General features: G+C 36.2%; 22 protein-coding genes. 19 read left to right on the forward strand and 3 right to left on the reverse strand.

Going from position 1 to position 21,737, the window contains the following annotated elements; genetic code table 11:
• Positions 1–22 precede the first annotated feature (22 nt).
• A complete protein-coding gene (locus tag NKR74_RS09790; RefSeq protein WP_253629401.1) occupies positions 23–865 on the forward strand; it encodes a DegV family protein in 843 nt (280 codons plus the stop codon).
• A gap of 107 nt (positions 866–972) precedes the next feature.
• Here the strand turns inward: NKR74_RS09790 and NKR74_RS09795 are convergent, their stop codons facing one another.
• Positions 973–1,947, reverse strand: a complete 975-nt coding sequence (locus NKR74_RS09795; RefSeq protein ID WP_253629402.1) for an MBL fold metallo-hydrolase — start codon at positions 1,945–1,947, stop codon at positions 973–975.
• A 143-nt stretch (positions 1,948–2,090) separates the two neighbouring features.
• Between NKR74_RS09795 and NKR74_RS09800 the strand changes: the two genes are divergently transcribed.
• Both NKR74_RS09800 and NKR74_RS09805 read left to right on the forward strand, forming a co-directional pair.
• A complete protein-coding gene (locus NKR74_RS09800) occupies positions 2,091–2,549 on the forward strand; it encodes a helix-turn-helix transcriptional regulator (protein WP_253629403.1) in 459 nt (152 codons plus the stop codon).
• A gap of 161 nt (positions 2,550–2,710) precedes the next feature.
• Positions 2,711–3,298, forward strand: coding sequence for an SCO family protein (locus NKR74_RS09805; RefSeq protein WP_253629404.1), 588 nt, complete (start codon positions 2,711–2,713; stop codon positions 3,296–3,298).
• A 26-nt stretch (positions 3,299–3,324) separates the two neighbouring features.
• On the opposite strand, the gene NKR74_RS09810 is transcribed toward NKR74_RS09805, so the two are convergent.
• A complete protein-coding gene (locus NKR74_RS09810) occupies positions 3,325–3,783 on the reverse strand; it encodes an Hsp20/alpha crystallin family protein (RefSeq protein WP_253629405.1) in 459 nt (152 codons plus the stop codon).
• 222 nt (positions 3,784–4,005) lie between these two features.
• Here NKR74_RS09810 and asnB point away from each other — a divergent pair, with 222 nt between their 5' ends.
• The 8 genes from asnB (at position 4,006) to NKR74_RS09850 (ending at position 11,303) form a co-directional block, all read left to right on the forward strand.
• Positions 4,006–5,907 carry an asparagine synthase (glutamine-hydrolyzing) gene (gene asnB, locus NKR74_RS09815; RefSeq protein ID WP_253629406.1) on the forward strand — a complete coding sequence of 634 codons (1,902 nt, stop codon included), beginning with the start codon at positions 4,006–4,008 and terminating at the stop codon, positions 5,905–5,907.
• A gap of 97 nt (positions 5,908–6,004) precedes the next feature.
• Entirely contained in the window at positions 6,005–6,364 is a 360-nt protein-coding gene (locus tag NKR74_RS09820; RefSeq protein ID WP_253629407.1) for a GNAT family N-acetyltransferase, read from the forward strand.
• A gap of 16 nt (positions 6,365–6,380) precedes the next feature.
• Positions 6,381–6,869: a GNAT family N-acetyltransferase gene (locus NKR74_RS09825; RefSeq protein WP_253629408.1), complete on the forward strand. Its 489-nt coding sequence runs from the start codon at positions 6,381–6,383 to the stop codon at positions 6,867–6,869.
• Positions 6,870–6,887: 18 nt separating this feature from the next.
• Positions 6,888–7,217 carry a hypothetical protein gene (locus NKR74_RS09830; RefSeq protein ID WP_253631123.1) on the forward strand — a complete coding sequence of 110 codons (330 nt, stop codon included), beginning with the start codon at positions 6,888–6,890 and terminating at the stop codon, positions 7,215–7,217.
• 723 nt (positions 7,218–7,940) lie between these two features.
• Positions 7,941–8,810, forward strand: a complete 870-nt coding sequence (gene dat / locus NKR74_RS09835; RefSeq protein ID WP_253629409.1) for a D-amino-acid transaminase — start codon at positions 7,941–7,943, stop codon at positions 8,808–8,810.
• A 285-nt stretch (positions 8,811–9,095) separates the two neighbouring features.
• Positions 9,096–9,743 (forward strand): nitroreductase family protein, encoded by a 648-nt coding sequence (locus NKR74_RS09840; RefSeq protein WP_253629410.1) that lies wholly within the window; start codon positions 9,096–9,098, stop codon positions 9,741–9,743.
• Positions 9,744–10,035: 292 nt separating this feature from the next.
• Positions 10,036–10,524, forward strand: a complete 489-nt coding sequence (locus NKR74_RS09845; RefSeq protein WP_253629411.1) for a putative periplasmic lipoprotein — start codon at positions 10,036–10,038, stop codon at positions 10,522–10,524.
• A gap of 230 nt (positions 10,525–10,754) precedes the next feature.
• Positions 10,755–11,303, forward strand: coding sequence for a cysteine hydrolase family protein (locus NKR74_RS09850; protein ID WP_253629412.1), 549 nt, complete (start codon positions 10,755–10,757; stop codon positions 11,301–11,303).
• Between the two features lie 42 nt (positions 11,304–11,345).
• Here NKR74_RS09850 and NKR74_RS09855 read toward each other — a convergent pair whose 3' ends face one another.
• On the reverse strand, positions 11,346–11,936 hold the full coding sequence (locus NKR74_RS09855) for a class I SAM-dependent methyltransferase (RefSeq protein ID WP_253629413.1): 591 nt from the start codon (positions 11,934–11,936) through the stop codon (positions 11,346–11,348).
• A gap of 242 nt (positions 11,937–12,178) precedes the next feature.
• Between NKR74_RS09855 and NKR74_RS09860 the strand changes: the two genes are divergently transcribed.
• The 8 genes from NKR74_RS09860 to NKR74_RS09895 all read left to right on the forward strand — a co-directional run bounded on the left by NKR74_RS09860 (position 12,179) and on the right by NKR74_RS09895 (position 21,688).
• Positions 12,179–13,297 (forward strand): GAF domain-containing sensor histidine kinase, encoded by a 1,119-nt coding sequence (locus NKR74_RS09860; protein ID WP_301287795.1) that lies wholly within the window; start codon positions 12,179–12,181, stop codon positions 13,295–13,297.
• A gap of 13 nt (positions 13,298–13,310) precedes the next feature.
• Positions 13,311–13,946, forward strand: a complete 636-nt coding sequence (locus tag NKR74_RS09865; protein WP_253629414.1) for a response regulator — start codon at positions 13,311–13,313, stop codon at positions 13,944–13,946.
• 163 nt (positions 13,947–14,109) lie between these two features.
• Positions 14,110–14,646: an NADPH-dependent FMN reductase gene (locus NKR74_RS09870; protein WP_253629415.1), complete on the forward strand. Its 537-nt coding sequence runs from the start codon at positions 14,110–14,112 to the stop codon at positions 14,644–14,646.
• 1 nt (position 14,647) lies between these two features.
• On the forward strand, positions 14,648–15,877 hold the full coding sequence (locus NKR74_RS09875) for an MFS transporter (RefSeq protein WP_253629416.1): 1,230 nt from the start codon (positions 14,648–14,650) through the stop codon (positions 15,875–15,877).
• 434 nt (positions 15,878–16,311) lie between these two features.
• Positions 16,312–18,030, forward strand: coding sequence for an alpha-keto acid decarboxylase family protein (locus tag NKR74_RS09880; protein ID WP_253629417.1), 1,719 nt, complete (start codon positions 16,312–16,314; stop codon positions 18,028–18,030).
• A gap of 530 nt (positions 18,031–18,560) precedes the next feature.
• Entirely contained in the window at positions 18,561–19,118 is a 558-nt protein-coding gene (locus NKR74_RS09885) for a YdcF family protein (protein ID WP_253629418.1), read from the forward strand.
• Positions 19,119–19,221: 103 nt separating this feature from the next.
• Positions 19,222–20,211, forward strand: coding sequence for an ABC transporter ATP-binding protein (locus tag NKR74_RS09890; RefSeq protein WP_253629419.1), 990 nt, complete (start codon positions 19,222–19,224; stop codon positions 20,209–20,211).
• Positions 20,198–21,688, forward strand: a complete 1,491-nt coding sequence (locus NKR74_RS09895; protein ID WP_301287796.1) for an ABC transporter permease/substrate-binding protein — start codon at positions 20,198–20,200, stop codon at positions 21,686–21,688. Before NKR74_RS09890 ends, NKR74_RS09895 begins: the two co-directional genes overlap by 14 nt.
• Positions 21,689–21,737 lie beyond the last annotated feature (49 nt).

A 21,737-nucleotide genomic window follows, 5' to 3' on the forward strand; every position in this document is an offset into this window, starting at 1 on the left:
GTGGAAAGGGAAGAAGTAAAATATGCAAAAAATTAAAATTGTCACAGACTCAACGGCGGATTTATCACCAGATGTGATTGAAAAATATGATATTCATGTTATCCCATTATCAATTTCTGTGAACGGACAAACTTATTTAGATCGTATAGATTTACAACCAGATGAGTTTATTGAAGAAATGGAAAAATCGGAAGAATTGCCAAAAACATCTCAACCAGCGGTTGGTTCATTTGTAGAAATGTATGATCGTTTAGGAGAGGACGGCAGCCAAGTTCTTTCGATTCACTTAACAAATGGCCTAAGTGGATCAGTTGCAACAGCAAATAGTGCAGCGACGATGACAGATACAAAAGTAACAGTAATTGACTCTTTATTTATTAGTCATGCTTTAGCTTATCAAGTAATTGAAGCAGCAAAAATGGCGCAAGAAGGTCGTTCTTTAGAAGATATTTTAAAACGTGTTGAAGAAGTTAGAAAAAACACACGCCTATTTGTTGTCGTTGATACCTTAGAAAACCTTGTAAAAGGTGGTCGTATTGGTAAAGGAAAAGCAATGATTGGATCTTTATTAAATATTAAGCCGATTGCTAGTGTTGAAGACGGAGTCTACAATCCGATTACTAAGGTACGTAGCCAAGGACAAATTGTAAAAACATTAGCGAAAATATTTGAAGAGGATGTAGCTGGTAAAACAGTAAAAGCAGTGGCTATTCCTCACGCGAAAGCACTACCGTTAGCGCAAAAAATGAAAGAAGCAGTTGAAAAAATTAGTGGATTTACACAATCAGAGATTTTCTTCACAACACCTATTATTAGTACACATACAGGCGTTGGAGCAATTGGATTTTCTTATTTTGCAGAATAGAAAAAAGCTACTTGATCACATTCAAGTAGCTTTTTTAGTATAGTGCAAAAGAAATAATACGCACGATACGAATGCTTATACTATAATGTTCTGATTTTGTAAATGTGTTATACATGCGTATTTTCTTTTTTTATTTTTTCTTCTTGTATGGAAGGCGAAGTAGCTATATACGTTTGCCCAAGAAATAAAATGTGCAATTGTTCCCATGGGAGCATTCGTAAATTCCAATTGTTGCGAAGTCTTGTAATCGCCTCCTTTGGCGTTTCATCTGCGAGTGGAAATGCACCGTAATGCATGGGGATAAAATGTTTTGCTTTTATATCTAAAAATGCTTGCACCGCTTCTTCTGGAGAAATATGCGATATTTTCATAAACCATTCGGGTTCATAGGCTCCAATTGGCATGAGGGCAATATCAATTGTAAAGCGTTCTCCAATTTCTTTAAAACCCCGAAAGTATCCACTATCGCCGCAAAAATAAATGGTTTCTTCTGTTGTTTTGTTTTCAATGACCCACCCGCCCCAATGTGAGGAGTTCATATCAAATAATGATCTTCTCGTCCAATGCTGAGCTGGGACTAAGTGAAAATGTATATTATCAATTACTGTATGTTCCCACCAGTTATATTCTTCAACATGGAAAAATTTCTTTCGTAAAAATAACTTTTTTAAACCACTTGGTACCAAATATAGTACATCCGATTTTAGTTGACGAAGCGTGGGGAAATCAAGGTGATCGTAGTGACCGTGAGAAATAAGTACTACATCAATGGGCGGAAGTTCTTCAAGCGTCAGTCCAGGATCTGTAAGCCGTGGTACAACTTTAACTTTTTTAGACCATACAGGATCGGTTAAAATATTAAGTCCATTCATTTGAATAAGAAATGTCGAGTGGCCAATCCATGTAACGGTTGTTTTATGTGCATTCGCACGTAAAAATGTAGCTTGTTTTACAGGCGATTGTTCTATAACGAAAGTGGAGTCTTTTTTCTTTTGTTTACGTTCTTTTCTCCACCGTAAAAATTCCCTTATTGGCTTTTTGGTACTAATATTATCCATGTTCTCATAACGCTTTCCACACATGAGCATCACCTCATATAAAATCTATTTAGTTCTATTGTATCGAAATGTTGTAAAGGAAAGAAGTAAATGAAATTGACTAATTATTAAAAAAGTGTAAAATTACAACGAGGTAATCTTTACAAAGCAAACAGAGGTGTGTTCACATGAATAAAGAGAAAGTGATACTGACAATTGCGAAAAGAATGAAACTTATTCGAATAGAACATAATTATACGCAAGAAGAAATGGCAGAGATTTTAGGTCTTTCCAAAAAGACGCTTGTTCAAATTGAAAAGGAACGCATTTTACCTTCGTGGACGACTGTTGTTGCGGTATGTGCGTTGTTTCAAGACAGCGAAGTGTTACAGTCTGCGTTTGGGGGATCTGCTCTTGAAGTTGTTCAAACAGTCTCTCATCACCATATTGAATATAAAAAAGAAAAAACGATGGGTGGACATGTATGGTGGAAGGAAATTGAGAAAAGAGGGCTTTTCTGCTTACAGCAAAATATTGTTAGTCAGCATTATCGTATTTTAGATGACGAAGATTATAGGTGGTTTAGCACATTTGATAAAGAAGAAGCTATTGAAAAATTAGTACGATTTAGTGAACAAGTGAAGTAAACACTTCTCCTGTAGTGTTTACCTTTGTTACAATAAAGTGAAACTTTCATTAGTAGGATTGTTCCGTATTGATGAAAATATCTTATAAATCGGACTCTTACTGTTCGTTAGCATAGGATAGAAGAAATGTTATATTTTGAAAGAGAGAAGGGTGTTCTAGAATGAAGAAATATCAAAAATGGATTGGTATTCTTACTGTTTTTTGCTTACTAGTCTTAGCTGGATGCAGTTCAGGATCAAAACTTCGAGATCCATTAAATTGGGATGTTGAAAGTTTTCAATACATAAATCAAAATGGTGAAAAGTTTGGTACGAAAGATTTAAAAGGAAAAGTATGGGTAGCGGATTTCGCATTTACACACTGTCAAACGGTATGCCCACCACTGACAGCTAATATGGCGAAATTACAAAGGTTGGCGAAAGAACAAAAACTAGATGTTCAATTTGTATCGTTCAGTGTTGATCCAGAGGTAGATAAGCCCGAAGATTTAAAAGCATTTGCACAAAAGTTCACAGATGATACGAAGAACTGGAATTTTCTAACAGGGTATACGCAAGATGACATTGAAAAGTTTGCAAAGAAAAACTTCCAAATGCTTGTTGACAAGCCTGACAATACAGATCAAGTTGTTCATGGGACATCATTTTATTTAGTAGATCAAAACGGGAAAGTCGTGAAGCAATATAGCGGAATTAAAAATACACCATATGAGGATATACTACGTGATATTAAGCGTTTAACACAGTAAAAAAGGATGCGAATGGGCATCCTTTTTTATTCAATCGATAAAATATCATGTTGCTGCGGAAGTTTTGGTGCACGAACTTCTAAAATGCCATCTTGATAAGAAGCTTTCGCTTGTTTTTTATTAATCGTATACGGTAGTTTAATCATGCGGGAAGCTTCTGACATTGCGCGTTCGCGGCGATAATAATTATGTGATTCTTTTATTTCTTCTCCTAAGACATCTTCTTTTACGGAAATTTTTAAGTATTCACCCTGTATTTCAATTTGAATCTGTTGTTTTTGAACACCAGGAAGTTCAGCTTTTATAACAAGGTCTTCTCCTACTTCAAATAAATCAACAGGAAATGTTAATAAACGATTTCCTTTTTGGAAAAAGTGATTCATATCTGCAATAACATCACGAAGCGGAGTTTGTTCGAAAAAGTCATCAATTTGCTTTAAGTAACTTCGAAATGGCGGACGTGAAGGCTTTTGTTCATCACTCATAATTTCCCCTCCTAAAGATAAATCTGAAATATCATATGACCAAAATGCCTAAATGTGAGTGTGGTTTTTTCAGTTACGTAAGAAATTGAAAGTTGATGAAGGATAGGATAAGAATAGGAGCGGTTTTTTGTACTTTTTGTCGCTATATTGTTATGATTGTGCTAGTATAAATAGGGTTAGTAGTATAGAAAAAGAATGAAAACCGAAAGAGGGTAAGAAAGTATGTGTGGTTTTGTAGGATGTTTATGTGAAAACCCTAGAGAGTTTTCGGCAGAAGAAAAACATCAATTTGAAAATATGAATACGATTATCTTTCACCGTGGTCCAGACGATGAAGGGTACTTCCGTGATGAACACGTACAATTTGGCTTCCGCCGTTTAAGTATTATTGACTTAGAGGCAGGACATCAGCCGTTAACGTATGAAAATGATCGTTATGTAATTATTTTTAATGGTGAAATTTATAACTATGTAGAGCTTCGCGAAATGCTTCTTGAAAAAGGTGCAACATTTGCGACACAATCTGATACAGAAGTAATCATTGCATTATATGCTCATATGAAAGAAAAATGTGTAGATTACCTTCGTGGTATGTTTGCATTTATGATTTGGGATCGCGAAGAGAAAAAACTTTTCGGTGCGCGTGATCATTTCGGTATTAAACCGCTTTACGTTGCGCAGCACGAGGATACAACATTCTTTGCATCTGAAAAGAAAAGTATCTTACATGTGATGGAAGATAAAGGGGTTAACCCAGCTTCTCTACAACATTACTTTACGTATCAATATGCTCCAGAGCCTGAAACATTAACAGTGGATATTAACAAAATTGAGCCAGGTCATTACTTTGTAAAAGAGCTTGGTAAAGAGATGGAAATCCGTCGTTATTGGCAACCATATTTCAATGCATCTGATGCGACAAAAGAAGAGCATATTCAAGCAATTCGTGACGTATTATACGATTCTGTGAAAATGCATATGCGCAGTGATGTACCAGTAGGTTCATTCTTATCTGGTGGTATCGATTCATCGATTATCGCGTCTATTGCAAAAGAAATGAATCCAAATCTATTAACTTTCTCTGTTGGCTTTGATCGTCGTGGTTTTAGTGAGGTTGACGTAGCGAAAGAAACAGCAGAAAAATTAGGTGTAAAAAACTATAGCGTATTCGTAACACCGCAAGAATTTATGGATGAATTCCCAAAAATTATGTGGCATATGGATGATCCATTAGCGGATCCAGCAGCTGTACCATTGTACTTCGTTGCAAAAGAAGCACGTAAACATGTAACGGTTGTTCTTTCTGGTGAAGGTTCAGACGAGCTGTTTGGCGGATATAACATTTATCGTGAGCCAAACTCTTTAAAAATGTTCTCTTACATCCCTAGCCCAGGAAAACGTGTGTTAAAAGCGTTAAGTGGTGCATTAAAAGAAGGGTTCAAAGGAAAAAGCTTCTTAGAGCGCGGATGTACACCGATCGAAGAGCGTTACTATGGAAATGCGAAAATTTTCCGTGAAGAAGAAAAAGCAGCACTTATGAAGCACTACAATGAGAGTGTTAATTACATGGATATTACGAAGCCATTGTATGATGATATTAAGAACTACGACGATGTAAGCAAAATGCAATACATTGACATGTTCACATGGCTGCGCGGCGACATTTTATTAAAAGCTGATAAAATGACAATGGCACATTCATTAGAACTTCGCGTACCATTTTTAGATAAAGAAGTATTTGATGTTGCATCTAAAATTCCAACAGAATTAAAAATTGCAAACGGTACAACAAAAGCAATTTTACGTGAAGCAGTACGCGGTATTGTACCGGATCACGTATTGGATCGTAAGAAGCTAGGCTTTCCAGTACCAATACGTCACTGGTTAAAAGATGAAATGCATGATTGGGCTGTAAATATCATTAAAGAAAGCAAAACAGAGCATTTAATCGACAAGCAGTACGTATTAAACTTATTAGAAGCACATTGTGCAGATAAAGGCGATTACAGCCGTAAAATTTGGACAGTACTTGCATTTATGGTATGGCATCAAATTTTTGTTGAGCATAAATATGATACAAATGTGTTCCATGAAGAAACAAAGCGTGCTTATAGCTTAGTATAAATAGAAAACCTTAAGATAACATTGTTATCTTAAGGTTTTTTTCATAAATACTTGTCCTACTTGATACAATAATAATAAGAATGAAGGTGAAATAGTTATGTTAACGTTTGAAAAGGTGATAGATGAAACAAGGCTAGTAATAGAAGAAATGTTTTTTTCTCATAATCTACCTGTTCAAGATGTAGTGTATTGTATAAAAGCAGACGATACATACGTAGGGATTATTGATTACACTTTGCAACAAAATAAAGCGATTTTATCTTATCTTCTCATTCATCATGATTATGAAGGATACGGATATGGAACAAATGCTTATTATACGTTTGAAGAAATCGTCAAAAGAGACGACGTGGAAGAGATTGAAATCACACTTATAGATAAGAATGAAAGGGTAAAAGCATTTTTTGAACAACTTGGCTTTCAACAAAATAATCATGTTTATATAAAGCAACTGTAATGGGGGAGACGAAGAAATGGAAATTCGCAGCGCAAATAGGGAAGATGTAAGAGCTATTTTACATATATATAATGATGCAATTGTACATACAACCGCTACATTTGATTTGCAAGAGAAATCATTAGCAGAAATGAATATGTGGTTTGATACACATAATGAAATGTATCCAATCATCGTTGCTGAAGAAGATGGTATCGTACTTGGGTATTGCTCTTTATCTCCATTTCGAGAAAAAGAGGCATATAAGCAAACAGTAGAAATTTCAGTTTATGTGGAAAAGCAGGCGCGCGGAAAAGGTATTGCGAAAAAATTGATAGAGCGCGTACTTCAATTAGCAGAGGAATTGAGGCATCATACTATTATTGCTGGGATTACAAAGGGGAATGACATAAGTGTGAAGCTGCATGAACAGATGGGATTTACATATGTAGGATGTTTTCGAGAAGTTGGCTATAAGTTTAATGAGTGGCAAGATGTGTTATTTTATCAGTACATTATAAAATAAGGTGGGAAGTGTATGGGAATGACGCTAGCGCTTATTGCAGTTCTAGGCTGTTTTTTATTTGCAGAGTTATTTCAATTACTTGTGAAAAATATATTGAACAAGAAGCGTACACCATATGAATGGCAATATTTCCCTTTGTTTTCAATATTGTTTCTTGCACTATATACTTTGCAAAAAGTCACTCTTTTTCCACCACCAATTGCAATTTTTTTGAAATTAGGCTTGTTATATAGCTGTATTGGTATGGGAATTCTATTCTGTTTATTTTGTATCAGATATGTTCACTATCAAACTTATATTTTTATTTTAAATTGGTTGAAACGGGATGATAGGAACCGTCTTTCATAAGACGGTTTTTGTTTATCCCGCTATTTGCGGGCAGTAAGACCCCCACCTCAAGGTTGAGAGAAAAGCAAAGAAGGTAGGTGGAGGATGAAGAAAACCCCCCACTGATGGAAGTTTCACTTTATCTTAATTTCGTCAAATAAATCTTTAAAATGGGATGTATACCAAAAAACTAGGGTTCCTTGTATTTTACAGGGGCCCCTAGTTTTTGTGAGTAGAAAATTATACTTTTTCAATGTACAAAGAAGCTTTCCGTTATGATAATTGCTTGAGATAATAACGTCTTCTTTTATTCATTCGCAGTTTTTGGAGCTGTTTCCTGTGAAATCGCTGCTTCCAATTCTGACTATAAAAATGAATAGAACGTACAATTAAAGGCGAAAATGCCCCGCTGAAACTATTATATCCTTCGAGAAACCCCAAGCTAATCCCCCCCTTTTTAAGAGATAAAAACCGTGAGAATTAGATACCTTAAACGGTTCGCGTCTAATATTTTATGTATATATATATGTTATGAGCAAGTCCTTTTGTAGATTGTGTTAGCATTTAAGGGAGGAGTAATTCACGTTACTGTAATTTTATCTTTTACAAATTAATTTTATAATTTTCTTAAGAATAACAATAAATGTAGAGAAGCTTTTTGTTGTATAAAAGAGTGAAAATTCTTACTTTTTAAGTAATTTAAGTTGTACAATGGAAGTACTTATGAAGAGGAGGCGAGAGATTATGAAAAGTGTTTATAAAGATTGGATTTTATTTAATGGAAGCATCGTGAATACGAAAGAGAAAGAACCAATGATTTCATTAGAAGAGAGAGGATTACAGTTTGGGGATGGAGTATATGAAGTATTTCGTTTATATGATGGGAAGCCTCATTTATTAGATCTCCATTTAGATCGTTTCTTCCAATCTATGGAGGAAATTGAATTAGAACCGCCATTTACAAAAGAAGAACTTATTTCTCAACTGCAGCAATTGATTGAGAAAAATCAATTTAAAGAAGATGGGAATGTATATATTCAAATTTCGAGAGGTGTACAACCTAGAAATCACTTGTTCGAATTAAATCTCCAACCTACATACTACGCAAATATCGTACCATTTCCGAGGCCAACTACTCTTATGGAAGATGGAATTAAAGTGACAGTAACGGAAGATATACGTTGGCACCGTTGTCATATTAAATCTCTCAATTTACTTCCTAATATCATGATTAAAAATAAAATTGCAAAAGAAGGCTATTATGAAGCAATTTTAGTTCGTAATGGTATTGTAACGGAAGGATGTCATTCTAATTTCTTTATTGTTAAAGATGGAACTCTTATTACACACCCTGCGAATCAATTTATTTTGTATGGAATTACACGTCATCACGTTATTTCCTTAGCAAAGCAGCTGAATATCCCTGTAGAAGAACGCCAATTTTCTCTTCAAGAAGTATATGAAGCGGAGGAGTGTTTTTTTACAGCTACACCTATTGAAATTGTACCAGTAACGCAAATTGGAGAAGATTGGTATCAAACGGAAGAACAACGAGTTATAAGAAAGTTGCAGGCAGCGTATAAAGAAAGTGTTTATACTGCTAACATAAAGTGAAACTTCCATCAGTGGGGGGGTTCTTCATCCTCCACTGATGGAAAGCTCTCACCAATCGGGCTTTTACGGGCAGTTATCCCCCGTCTATCGTCTTTGCTTCTCTCTGAATCTTGAGGTGGGGATCTTACTGCCCGTCAATGCGGGATACAATAAAAATGGTTTTTATTAGGTGTTAAAAGTAAATAAATGCTTAAAAAGCTGGAACATGTCCAGCTTTTTTTGTTATATGATATAATCAGACAAGTAGGGATTTTGAAAACGTTATAAAAGGGGATTTGGAGTTATATGGATTATCAAGCATTCAAAGATATTATTCATGGGCGCCGTAGCGTTCGTAAATTTACAGAGCAAGATGTTTCTGTGGAGGATATTGAAGAAATCATCGATTGTGCGAGATATGCACCGAGTGATACAAATTCGCAAACGTGGGAATTTGTCGTTATCATGAATCGTGACAAAATCAAAGACATAGAAGAAATGACATGGAATGCATTACATAAACGAGCAGAAGAGGCTACAGAAAAAGGAGAAGAAAAAGCAGCGAAGTTATTGACTCGTTCTTTTGGACCATACGCAACAGCTTTTTCAGATGCGCCTGTTTTAATCATCTGTTTAGCAACGCCATATCAGTCTAAGTTTCGTGAAAAGATTTTTGATCCGATTGATTTTGTTCCAGAGTCTATTTGGGAGGAAGAAGGAATTAAAAGCAGCTGTTTAGCTGCACAAAACTTAATGCTCGCAGCCCATGCTCGTGGTCTTGGTACATGTCCAATGACAGGACCGGTGTTATTAGCACAGGATGAGCTAAGAAGCTATTTACAAATCGAATCTGATAAACAAATTAATATGGTTATTTCGTTAGGCCATCCAAAGGATCAGCCGAAAAAGTTAGCTCGAAAAGAAGTAGCGGAAATTACGAAATTTATCAAATAAAGTAAGACTCCTATTAATAGAGATAAATGTTAAAATAATCTTAGTTGTAAGGACTAAGATTATTTTTCATGTAGAAATGAAGGAAATATATAATTAATAGGTTATAAAGAATGCTGAAAAGGATTTACTAAAAATTTCTTGGAAAAATAATGATGATAATAGAGGGATAAGTGTGGTACAGTTAGTTGTGTAAATAACATGCTTCGATTATGAAAGTGTTTCAAATAAATGTATATATTTAAAAGTTATGTTTAGATAATAAATTAACATTAAGATACAGGGGGAATGGATTTTGAAAAAATTCATAATCACTGGATTATCTGTTATGTTGTTAGTGGGCTGCGGAGCAACAAAAGACAAGAAAGTGACGGAAGAAACACAACAAGAACAAACTGTTAATGCGCAGCAAGAAATCAAATATTCATTCCCAGAAGGAGTAACTTCAGTTGGTGAAGGAACAGTGAAAGTTATTACTCCGGATGGTACATCAGAAAATGGGAATGTGCCTGTAGTATTTATCAAAAAAGATACGATTATCCAAAAAGTGGAAATTGAACTTTCGAATTTCCAAGAGGATAAAGAAACATATGTATACGTTGATAAACAATTTGAAGAAAAGCATCAAGTAAGGAAAATAACACAAACGACAATTGCATTAAAAGAAGAGACACTACAACCAGGTGTTCATACCGTAGCAGCAATCCAGTATGAAAATAATGATCCGAATGGAAAAGTAATCAACTTTGCCCAGGCGAAGTTTGAAAATAAACCAGCACAATAAGAAGAAATCTGCTCTAGGAGCAGGTTTCTTTTGTTGTTACCCCGCTACTTTTGAGCAGTAAGACTCTCACCTCAAGATTCGGAGAAAGCGAAGAAGATAGGTGAGGGATGAAAAAAAATTGATGGAAGTTTCACTTTATAGGGATTTTCATTACAAATGTCGAATATGTAATAAGGCGTCGTTATAACGCGTTTTCTATTGTTTACTGTGAAACGAAAGGAAGAGAAAAGATGAAACGAGCACTTATTAATATTGATTATACATATGATTTCGTAGCGAAAGATGGGGCCCTAACGTGCGGAAAACCAGCGCAAGTTATAGAAGAGCAGCTTGTAGAAATAACGAAGCAGCATATTGAAACTGGGGATTATGTTGTGTTCGCCATCGATAAACATGTAGAAAATGATTCTTATCATCCAGAGGCTAGATTATTTCCACCGCATAATATAGCGGGTACAAAAGGAAGAGGCTTATACGGTGAATTGCAAAATGTATATGAAAAATACAAAGATGATGAAAATGTATACTACATGGATAAAACAAGGTACAGCGCTTTTGCTGGAACGGACTTAGAAATCAAATTGCGAGAAAGAGGGGTACAAGAAGTGCATCTTGTAGGTGTTTGTACGGATATTTGTGTGTTACATACAGCAGTGGATGCTTATAACAAAGGATTTCGTATCGTAGTATACGAAAAAGCAGTTGCCTCATTTAATGAACAAGGGCACGAGTTTGCATTACAGCATTTTAAGTCTTGTTTAAATGCTGAAGTAAAGTAGGAAGAAAAAACCGCCAGAAGAATAGGGATTCTGGCGGTTTCGTTATTTTATTGCAACTATACAAATCGATCCTCTATATTCATGAAATTCCACATTGTTATAGCCGGTTTCTTTTAGTAGTTTTTCTATAGCTTCTTTTGTTTTAAATTGTGTCATATGATAGTTTATTTTATAGAGTTCAGCCGTAATGACAAAATAGCCATTTGGTTTTAATACTCGAAATATTTCTTTTACATCACTTTCTAAATTTGGCCAAAAATAATGTGTTTGAAATGCAGTAATCATATCAAAAAGGTGATTTGAAAAAGGCATAGAAGATACGCTTGCTTTTTTTATAAGAACTTTCCCTGAATTCACATTTTCTTTATTCATTTTTATAGAGTTCTCTACTGCTTTTTCGGAATAATCTATACCGTATACTTTTCCATATGGATTCATTTTAGAGAGAGTATGTACTGTTTTTCCTCCACCGCAACCTATATCTAATATTGTCACACGTTCTTTCATTTTAATCTTACTTAAAGTCCATTTTGTCATATTTGTATGAACTACATTCATGATACATAGCATAGTTGAACCGACAAAACCTTGTGGATTTTTAGCTTGTTTAATTAACTTGTTTAATAAACTCAATTCTCTCGCACCTTTCTTACCCTGTTTTAGCGTACAAAAATTTTCATTGATAGCAATTCCTCTGTATATCTTCCTTATATTTCCTTCTAATTCCTTTATATGAAAGAAAGATGTGATTTTTTAATTCTTATATTTATGAGTAGTAAAATCCTTTATTTCAAGATTTAATTGGTGATAGAAATTTCCCTCCATTCGTAGTATTTAGAATTTTCTTGATGTTATAATGGGAAATGGTGATGAACATGAATGAAAATGAAAAGCAAATGCATCGATTACAAGCGTTAAAAGAAATTGCCGAGTTATTAAATGAAGCGACTGATTTGCAGGAAATGTTAGAAAAGGTACTACATACGCTATTGCAAGTTATGAATTTACAAACAGGATGGATTTTTTTTATTGATGAAAAAGGAACGCATCGAATGCTTGTTGATACAAATTTGCCACCAGCACTTACATGGGAAGAAAAGAAACCAATGTGTGAAGGAGATTGTTGGTGTATTGATCGATTTGTTGCTGGACGTTTGCAAAAAGCAACAAATATTATTGAATGTAAGCGAATAGAAGATGCGATTGAAAATAAATGGGGAGAAACAGAGAGTATTACTCATCATGCGACGATTCCGCTTCAAGCAGGAGAAGAAAAGTTTGGATTATTAAATGTTGCTTCTCCTCATAAAATGCACTTTACAGAAGAAGAATTAGCTTTATTAGAAGCCATTTCCTTTCAAATCGGGACAACAATTCAACGTATTAAACTGGTTGAGAAAGAACGAAAATATGTAGTCATTGCAGAAAGAAATCGATTAGCACGTGATTTACATGATTCTGTCAAACAACTTCTCTTTTCAATTATGTTAACAGCTAGAGGAACGATTGATATGACGAAAAATAAAGAATTACAAGAGATGTTGATGTATATAGGAGAGTTATCACAAGAGGCACTGCAAGAGATGACATTATTAATTTGGCAATTACGGCCTGAGGGTTTAGAAAAGGGCCTTGCTGAAGCGATTCAGAATTATGGGAATTTACTTGGTATCCATGTAACTATGCGAATTGATGGAGTTATTTCGATAAGCGATGAAATGGAAGAAATGCTATGGCGTATTAGCCAAGAGGCGCTCCATAATTGTAAAAAACACGCATCTTGCGAAAAAGTATTTGTACACTTAAAAATAGAAAATAATATGTTGAAGTTTCAGATTGAGGATGACGGAGTAGGATTTATGAAAGAAAAAGTAAGAGATTCTGCGCTTGGTTTAAAAAATATGCAGGAGCGTATTGAGTTAATGAAAGGAAAGTTTCATATTCAAACGAAACCTGGAGAAGGAACGAAACTGGGGATTCAATTACCCATTTGAAGGGGGAAATTCATTGAAAATAAAACTATTACTTGTAGAGGACCATCATATTGTACGAAGAGGTCTTGTTTTCTTTTTAAAAACAAAAGAAGAATTTGATATTATTGGTGAAGTGGGAGATGGAGAAGAAGCGTTGCAATTTATTCAAAAAGAACGACCTGATGTTGTATTAATGGATGTATCGATGCCGAAAATGGACGGAATCGAAGCGACGAAGCGTATGAAACAATATGATCCATCTATTAAAATACTTATGTTAAGCAGTTTTTCAGAACAAGATTATGTTCTTCCGGCACTCGAAGCAGGTGCAGATGGATATCAATTAAAAGAAGTACAACCGGATCAACTTGTAGCTTCAATTATTGCAGTTCATCAAGGAAATACTAATTTCCATCCAAAAATAACCCCTGCTTTATTAGGACGCCCAGCAACAGTTGAGATAAAGCAAGATAGTTTATCTATGTTAACGAAGCGGGAAAAAGAAGTGCTGCGAGAAATTGCCAAAGGGAGAAGTAATAAAGAAATTGCAGCAGAGCTACATATTACAGAACAAACCGTAAAAACGCATGTTTCAAATGTTCTTGCTAAATTAAATGTAGATGATCGAACGCAAGCGGCCCTGTATGCGGTAAAGCACGGTGTTGTATAGGAAGGATTAATTAAAATAAAACAGGAACTCATACGAAAGTATGAATTCCTGTTTTATTTTTTCATACTATTTTCTCAATCGTTTTCCGTCTTTCTTACGGGTTATAAGAGGTAATTTTCTGATAATATAAATATAGAAATTCAAACAAGGGAGAGAAATAATCATGAAACTAGTTGTAATTAACGGTACACCACGTAAATCTGGTAAAACTCGCGTCATTGCAAAGCATATTGCGGAGGCTTATAAAGGAGAATTATATGATTTAGCTGTTGAGGCGCTTCCATTATATAACGGAGAAAATTCTCAATATGAATTACAAGCAGTAACAAAATTAAAGAAACTTGTAAAAGAAGCAGATGGTGTTGTACTATGCACACCTGAGTATCATAATGCGATGAGCGGTGCATTGAAAAATGCATTTGATTTTCTTGGAAGCAGCGAGTTTATGCATAAGCCGGTTGGACTTCTTGCAGTTGCAGGCGGCGGTAAAGGCGGTATAAACGCATTAAATAGTATGCGTATTGTTGCAAGAGGGGTATATGCAAATGTCATTCCGAAACAAGTTGTTATTGATAGTCTTCATGTACAGAACGAAGAACTAGGTGAAGAGGCAAAACCACTGATTGCGGATTTATTAAAAGAATTGAGAGTATACATGAGCATCTTTCCAGAACTGAAAAAACAGTTAGGAGCTGATTAATATGTCATCTCTTTATCGTGATTCTCGGTTGTACTATATTCTTGGAGCCAATAGCTTATCTGCCATTGGCTCCGGTATTACGATGATTACGATTTCGTGGCTACTTGTAACGTCACCAGGTGGAAATACCATGTTTGGTTATATTTCGATTATATCCACACTTGTTATGTTTTTGTGTACACCGTTTATTGGACATTGTATTGATCGTTTTTCTCGTAAAACGCTACTCTTAGTGAATGAAGCCATTGGAGCAATTGCTGTCAGTATTATGGTATGTTGGGGATTTACAGGTCATTCTTATGAAACAATACATTATATTGTGCTGTATATAACAGGTTCATTTTATTATTTAGTATTTTATCCGAACATTTTCGCCTTTAATCAAGAAGTGTTTGCATCGGAGCATTATAAATCATTAAGTGGAACGATGGAAATACAAGGACAATTGACACAAGTTATCGCTGGTGCGGTTGCCAGTTTTATGATTACAATTGTTGCTGTGAAATGGATTTTATTTATCAATATGTTAGCGTATGTAGGCGCATTTGTATTATTATCATTTATTCCTTATACAAGACGGAGTACAGAAAGCGGAAAACAACCATTCACAAAGCAAATTTTTGAAGGCGTTCATTTTATGAAGAAAAGAAAGAAATTATTTTGGTTTCTATTTGCGACATATATGCCGTTTATCGGTGTCATGATGACAAACTATTTAATGCCTGTGTACATTTCGGATGTGTTAAAGGAAAGTGGATCCGTATATGGTACGGAAGGAATGATGTACGGTATCGGTGCAATGCTTGCAGGAATTGGAATTCCAATTCTTATGAAATATGTAAAAACAGAAGTGTCAATTGTATTAACGATGTTCATTTATACAATTTCAATTACCGTAATGATTATAAAACCATCAGTCTTTTTACTATATGGTCTTGCTATTTTTATGGCGATTGGAAATGCTGGTACACGTGTTGCACGCAATGTACTCATGATGGAACAAGTTCCAAACGAAGTAATTGGCCGTGTGGACAGTCTATTTCGGTTTGTTGGTACAGGAGTACGCGTCATTCTTCTTCTTGCCTTTACAACATTTGTGTCCCAAATTGGTGTTATGGTTCCGTTTTATGCACTGAGCATATTATTAATTGGCGCAGCGTGTATGGGATTTTTGTATGTGAAAATGCAGCGACAGGAACGAGTTCATATTACCAATAAAACGGTTGTATAGTAGCGAATCTAATACACATCCTATAGATGTAACATTCTAAAAAAGGTGTGAAATGATATGGGAAAAACAAAAGCATTAGGTTCTGCTAAGCATAAAGGAAATCAAACGCAGGATCATACTTCTTCAAAGAAAGCACGCAATGCCCAAAATGCAGGGCAGCGTCAAGGCTAGAAACATCGAGGATTTAATTTAAAGACTTATAAATATCAACAGTAAAGATAGTAAGGATTGATTATCCCTACTATCTTTTTTTATAATATCATTTCGTCAATGCCTTACTTTACTATTACTTGAACAAAATAATTAAAGGATATAACGCACAGAAGATCGCTCATCGCTCCGCATGCCGGATAAGCTGTTCAATGAAAGGGAACTATTAAAAGGGTACTATTACACAGAACAAGCCCAAGAAATGGATAAGGAGTGAGTGAGCGATGGACAACATGATGGCGGAGGGCGGTTCTGGCTCATCAACCGGAACGGCTCAAAAAACAGTTGGCCAGTATTTGTTCGATTGCTTGAAGATGGAGGGCATTACCGAAATTTTCGGCGTCGCAGGGGACTATAATTTTACACTGCTTGATGCTCTGGAGCGGTATAACGGCATCCGGTTTATAAATGGAAGGAACGAACTAAACTCGGGTTATGCTGCGGATGGCTACGCAAGAATCAAAGGCATGTCCGCTCTTATTACGACCTTCGGGGTCGGGGAGCTCAGCGCCTGCAATGCGATAGCGGGAGCCAACAGCGAGCATGTGCCAATAATTCACATTGTGGGTGCGCCTCCTGAGAAAGATCAAAAGGAGCATAAGCTGATGCACCACACCCTAATGGATGGAAATTTTAGTATCTTCCGGAAGATGTATGAGCAGATTACGGTTTATACCGCGGTGCTTACGCCGGATAACGCCAAGATTGAAATTCCGGCTGCGATTCGCATTGCTAAGGAAAAGAAAAAGCCGGTATATCTGGTTGTGGCAGATGATTTAGTGAATAAGCCGATCACTGCCCGGAAAGAGCCGATGCCGCCGCGTCCAACGTCCAACCTAAAAACCCTTCAGGCTGCGGCGGATCACGTCCGTCGGCTGCTAGAGCGTGCTCACAGGCCGGTTATCCTGGTGGATGTCAAAACAATGCGCTTTGGCCTTCAGACAGCAGTTCGGCGGCTGGCCGACGCTATGAACGTGCCTATTGTGACGATGATGCTTGGGAAGGGGGCATTCGACGAAACCCATCCAAATTATATCGGAATGTACCTAGGCTCTTTCGGAAGTTCTGAAGTCCAAAGTACGGTGGAAAATGCAGACTGTATCATTGCGGTCGGGATGTTATGGGCGGACACCAACACCGCGAATTTTACCGCAAAGCTGAACCCGCTGGTGACTATCAATATTCAACCGGACATGGTCAAGGTCGCTGAGGCGGAATATCCAAATGTTTTTGCAGCCGACATGCTGCTTGCAGTGCAGAAGGTGGGTTACATAGGTCAAGGTTTGGCGGGAAATTTGTTATTCCCTTACGATCAAGTCACAGCTAGTGCTGAAGAGCCTCTAATGGCGGCCGGCTATTATCCCCTTTTTCAGCGCATGCTGAAAGAAGGCGATATTGTGATTGCCGAGACAGGAACGTTCTACAATGGAATGGCTGAGGTGAGACTGCCGAGCAATGTAACATATATTGGGCAAGGAGGCTGGGGATCCATCGGTTACGCAACCCCCTCGGCGTTCGGTGCCATTATCGCTGCGCCGGAACGCCGGGTATTGCTGTTTACAGGTGACGGCTCCTTGCAACTAACAGCCCAGGAGATCAGTTCCATGCTCTATTACGGCTGCAAGCCTATAATCTTTGTCTTGAACAACGATGGTTATACGATTGAGAAATATTTGAATGTCAAAACAGAGGATCAAAAGTACAACCAAATTCCTCGATGGTCTTACACTAAGCTGGCCGAAGTCTTTGGAGGCAACGCGTTTACCGTTACGGTCCGGACCTATGGAGAGCTTGATCAAGCTATAACCCAAGCTGAAAAGGAACGTGCCGAAAGACTCTGTATCATTGAAATGATTGCTGGGAATCCGATGGACGCACCCGAATATATGCGACAGATGCGCAGTTATATGGAGAGGCAGGAGATGCAGCGCAGTCAGAAATAGTCCCGAATAACACGAGTGTTACTGAAAGATGGATCTGATCTTTAAGGGGTACCCTTGAAAAATGGTTATGGAGAAAAATTAGCATTTTTAAGCCGCTCCCTTCTATTAGCTACCTAAACTTTGCTAAGCAATTCTTTCTGTTACTCCCAGATGGACAAAAAACACCATTATTTTGATGGTGTTTTTTAAATCATGTGAACATTATGGATTATCTAAAAAAATGGCGTTCCATGTGGGTAAGAGTTAATAGGAAGAACTTAGAAGTTTGATTGTGAATTATTATACTTAAACTAACGGGTGTGATTCTTCAACAAGAAATACGGTTTATATATAAGAAAGCCTGTATCTATGATTACTTAGTAATCATAGATACAGGCTTTTAAATTCAATCTCTATAAATCTTTATATATATATATATATATAATATGATACATTGCTATTTGTTGAAATCAAGTGCGGACCACAAGATAAAGTACTTCTGCATAATCCCTTTCTTTTATATAATAAAAAGAAAGGGAGAGAACTGCTATATGAATAAATGGTTTTTATTATTACTGTTGTTATTGCCGCCATTATACGTTGTGTATATGACATACCGCATTAAGAAAACTGCCAATGAAAAAGTAAGTCGTACAGCGCCATATGTTTTAGTTTTAGGTGCAAAATTATTTGGAGATAAACCATCATTATCACTGCAATATCGATTAGATGCAGCGCTAGGTTATTTACGGATGCATCCAAAAGTAAAAGTAGTTGTATCTGGTGGACAAGGAGACGACGAGGATATTCCAGAAGCACTTAGTATGTGCCGTTATTTAATGGCAAACGGTATTGAAAATGAACGGATTTTACTCGAAGATCGTTCTACAAGTACATATGAAAATATAAAGTTTTCTATAGATTTATATGATGTGAAGCATGCGGTTGTAGTAAGTAACACTTATCATTTATACCGAACAAAAATTATTGCAAATCGTTTAGGGATGAGGATGGAATCGCTTGCTGCACCAACGCCAAAGCGTTCAAAGAAAAAGGCATATATACGTGAATATGTTGCTATTATGAAAACAATTTTAGTGGATCATTAGAGCTCAAAATAGAGCTCTTTTTTATTTTTGAAAAAACAAATCATTTGAAAATAGCTCGAATTTCCGTGAGAATGGAAGAGAGAATGAAAAAGGAGTTGTGTATGTGATTCAATTTGAACGTGTTTCAAAAACATTTGATGATGGAACGAAAGCAGTAGACTCTCTACAGTTAGAGATTCGTAAAGGAGAATTTTTTGTTCTGATTGGCCCGAGTGGATGCGGGAAAACAACGACAATGAAAATGATTAATAGATTAATCGAAACAACAGAAGGCGCCATTTTTATTGATGGAAAGAACATTCGGGATTATAACATTCATGAATTACGATGGGATATTGGATATGTCTTGCAACAAATTGCATTATTTCCGCATATGACAATTTCAGAAAATATTGCGGTTGTACCAGAAATGCGCAAATGGAGTAAATCGAAAATTCAAAAGCGTGTTGATGAATTGTTAGAAATGGTTGGTTTAGATCCTAATATATATAGGGGACGTATGCCAGATGAATTATCTGGCGGTCAAAAGCAGCGTGTTGGTGTTGTGCGGGCACTTGCTGCTAATCCGAAAATTGTTTTAATGGATGAGCCATTTAGTGCACTTGACCCTTTAAGTCGTGAGCAGCTGCAACGTGATTTAGTAGCCTTGCAAAGAAAGATTCAAAAAACAATTGTCTTCGTAACACATGATATGCAAGAAGCGTTATCGCTTGGTGATCGCATTTGTATAATGAAAGATGGAAGAGTTGTCCAACTTGATACGCCAGAAGTGATTTTACAAAATCCCGCAAATGTATTTGTAGAAGAATTTATTGGGAAGCCGCGATTATCATCTTGGTATGATAATAGAAAAGTAGAGGATATAGTATCCATATTTGCACAAGAAGGGAAACGAGTTGGCGGTATCCCACTTTCGACTGAAGTTACCTTGCAAGATGCTTTACTTCGTTTAGAACATGAAAAAGAAATACCAATCGAACAAAACGGTACATATATTGGTACATTAACAAGTCAACATATCGTTCATAGTAAATCAAATGAAAGAAAGGGGATAGACAGTGTCAGCATTATTACAAACGATGCAAGAGCGTAAACAAGAACTGTTAAGTGCTCTTTTGGAACATTTGCAAATTTCGTTGATTGCTTTATTTTTCGCAGTTCTTATCGCGGTTCCGCTTGGAATTTTGTTAACAAGACGAGAACGCATTGCCGAATGGGTTATTGGTACTTCTGCTGTGATGCAAACCATTCCTTCCTTAGCGCTTCTTGGATTATTAATTCCATTAGTTGGTATCGGAAAGGTTCCAGCTATAATTGCTCTTGTTATTTATGCGTTGCTTCCTATATTAAGAAATACATATACAGGTATTCGCAAACTAGATCCATCTCTAATTGAGGCAGCAAGAGCGATGGGGATGAATGGTTGGAGACGATTATGGAAAGTAGAAATACCACTTGCCTGGCCCTTTATTATGGCAGGGATTCGGACAGCAATGGTACTAATTGTTGGTACGGCGACATTAGCTGCTTTAATTGGAGGCGGAGGATTAGGAAAGTTTATCTTGCTTGGAATTGATCGAAATGATTATGCTCTTATTTTGTTAGGTGCTATTCCAGCTGCACTATTAGCATTGTTCTTTGATGGAGTACTACGCATAATCGAGCATGTAAGATTTTCACCAAGGCGAACAGTGATTACAATAGTTGCTGTAGCCGTAATCACAATTGCACCTTTTCTTTGGAGTACACAGAAGAAAGATATCATAATTGCTGGTAAGATTGGCTCAGAACCGGAAATTTTAATTCAGATGTATAAACAATTAATTGAGCAGGATACCGATTTAAAAGTAGAAACAAGACCAGGTTTTGGAAAAACATCTTTTGTATTCGAAGCATTAAAATCCGGAGAAATTGATATTTATCCGGAATTTACAGGAACAGCATTATCAACTTTCGTAAAAGAAGAGCCAAAAAGTACAGATCGTCAAGAAGTATATGAGCAGGCGCGAAATGGCATGGAGCAGAAATATAATATGAAGCTGTTAAAACCGATGAAATATAACAATACATACGCATTAGCGGTACCAAAACAAATAGCGGAGCAGTATAACATAAAGACTATTTCTGATTTGAAAAACGTCTCTTCTCAAATGAAAGCTGGATTTACACTTGAATTTGCAGATAGAGAAGACGGATATAAAGGAATACAAAAGCTATATAATATACAGTTTCCAAATTTAAAAACAATGGAACCGAAGCTGCGTTATAGTGCGGTTCAATCTGGTGATGTAAATGTCATTGATGCTTATTCAACAGACAGTGAATTACAGCAATATGGTCTACAAGTACTAGAAGATGATAGAGGTTTATTTCCGCCCTATCAAGGAGCACCATTATTACGCGAAGAAACGTTAAAGAAATATCCAGAGATTGAAAAATCACTAAACAAACTTGCTGGGAAAATTACTGATGAAGAAATGCGTAAAATGAATTATGAAGTGAATGTAGAAGGGAAAGCAGCAGAGAACGTAGCACATGAATTTTTACAAAAAGAAGGACTATTGAAATAGACATAATTTACAAATATAACCTTAAAAAAGTCGTTTATACAAAAAGAAA

Source organism: Bacillus sp. 3103sda1 (assembly GCF_024159135.1).
GTDB lineage: Bacteria > Bacillota > Bacilli > Bacillales > Bacillaceae_G > Bacillus_A > Bacillus_A rhizoplanae.

Coding starts and splice junctions, on each gene's coding strand:
- NKR74_RS09790 (WP_253629401.1), top strand. CDS start 23: ATGCAAAAAATTAAAATTGTCACAGACTCAACGGCGGATTTATCACCA.
- NKR74_RS09795 (WP_253629402.1), bottom strand. CDS start 1,947: ATGTGTGGAAAGCGTTATGAGAACATGGATAATATTAGTACCAAAAAG.
- NKR74_RS09800 (WP_253629403.1), top strand. CDS start 2,091: ATGAATAAAGAGAAAGTGATACTGACAATTGCGAAAAGAATGAAACTT.
- NKR74_RS09805 (WP_253629404.1), top strand. CDS start 2,711: ATGAAGAAATATCAAAAATGGATTGGTATTCTTACTGTTTTTTGCTTA.
- NKR74_RS09810 (WP_253629405.1), bottom strand. CDS start 3,783: ATGAGTGATGAACAAAAGCCTTCACGTCCGCCATTTCGAAGTTACTTA.
- asnB (WP_253629406.1), top strand. CDS start 4,006: ATGTGTGGTTTTGTAGGATGTTTATGTGAAAACCCTAGAGAGTTTTCG.
- NKR74_RS09820 (WP_253629407.1), top strand. CDS start 6,005: ATGTTAACGTTTGAAAAGGTGATAGATGAAACAAGGCTAGTAATAGAA.
- NKR74_RS09825 (WP_253629408.1), top strand. CDS start 6,381: ATGGAAATTCGCAGCGCAAATAGGGAAGATGTAAGAGCTATTTTACAT.
- NKR74_RS09830 (WP_253631123.1), top strand. CDS start 6,888: ATGACGCTAGCGCTTATTGCAGTTCTAGGCTGTTTTTTATTTGCAGAG.
- dat (WP_253629409.1), top strand. CDS start 7,941: ATGAAAAGTGTTTATAAAGATTGGATTTTATTTAATGGAAGCATCGTG.
- NKR74_RS09840 (WP_253629410.1), top strand. CDS start 9,096: ATGGATTATCAAGCATTCAAAGATATTATTCATGGGCGCCGTAGCGTT.
- NKR74_RS09850 (WP_253629412.1), top strand. CDS start 10,755: ATGAAACGAGCACTTATTAATATTGATTATACATATGATTTCGTAGCG.
- NKR74_RS09860 (WP_301287795.1), top strand. CDS start 12,179: ATGAATGAAAATGAAAAGCAAATGCATCGATTACAAGCGTTAAAAGAA.
- NKR74_RS09870 (WP_253629415.1), top strand. CDS start 14,110: ATGAAACTAGTTGTAATTAACGGTACACCACGTAAATCTGGTAAAACT.
- NKR74_RS09875 (WP_253629416.1), top strand. CDS start 14,648: ATGTCATCTCTTTATCGTGATTCTCGGTTGTACTATATTCTTGGAGCC.
- NKR74_RS09880 (WP_253629417.1), top strand. CDS start 16,312: ATGGACAACATGATGGCGGAGGGCGGTTCTGGCTCATCAACCGGAACG.
- NKR74_RS09885 (WP_253629418.1), top strand. CDS start 18,561: ATGAATAAATGGTTTTTATTATTACTGTTGTTATTGCCGCCATTATAC.
- NKR74_RS09895 (WP_301287796.1), top strand. CDS start 20,198: ATGCAAGAGCGTAAACAAGAACTGTTAAGTGCTCTTTTGGAACATTTG.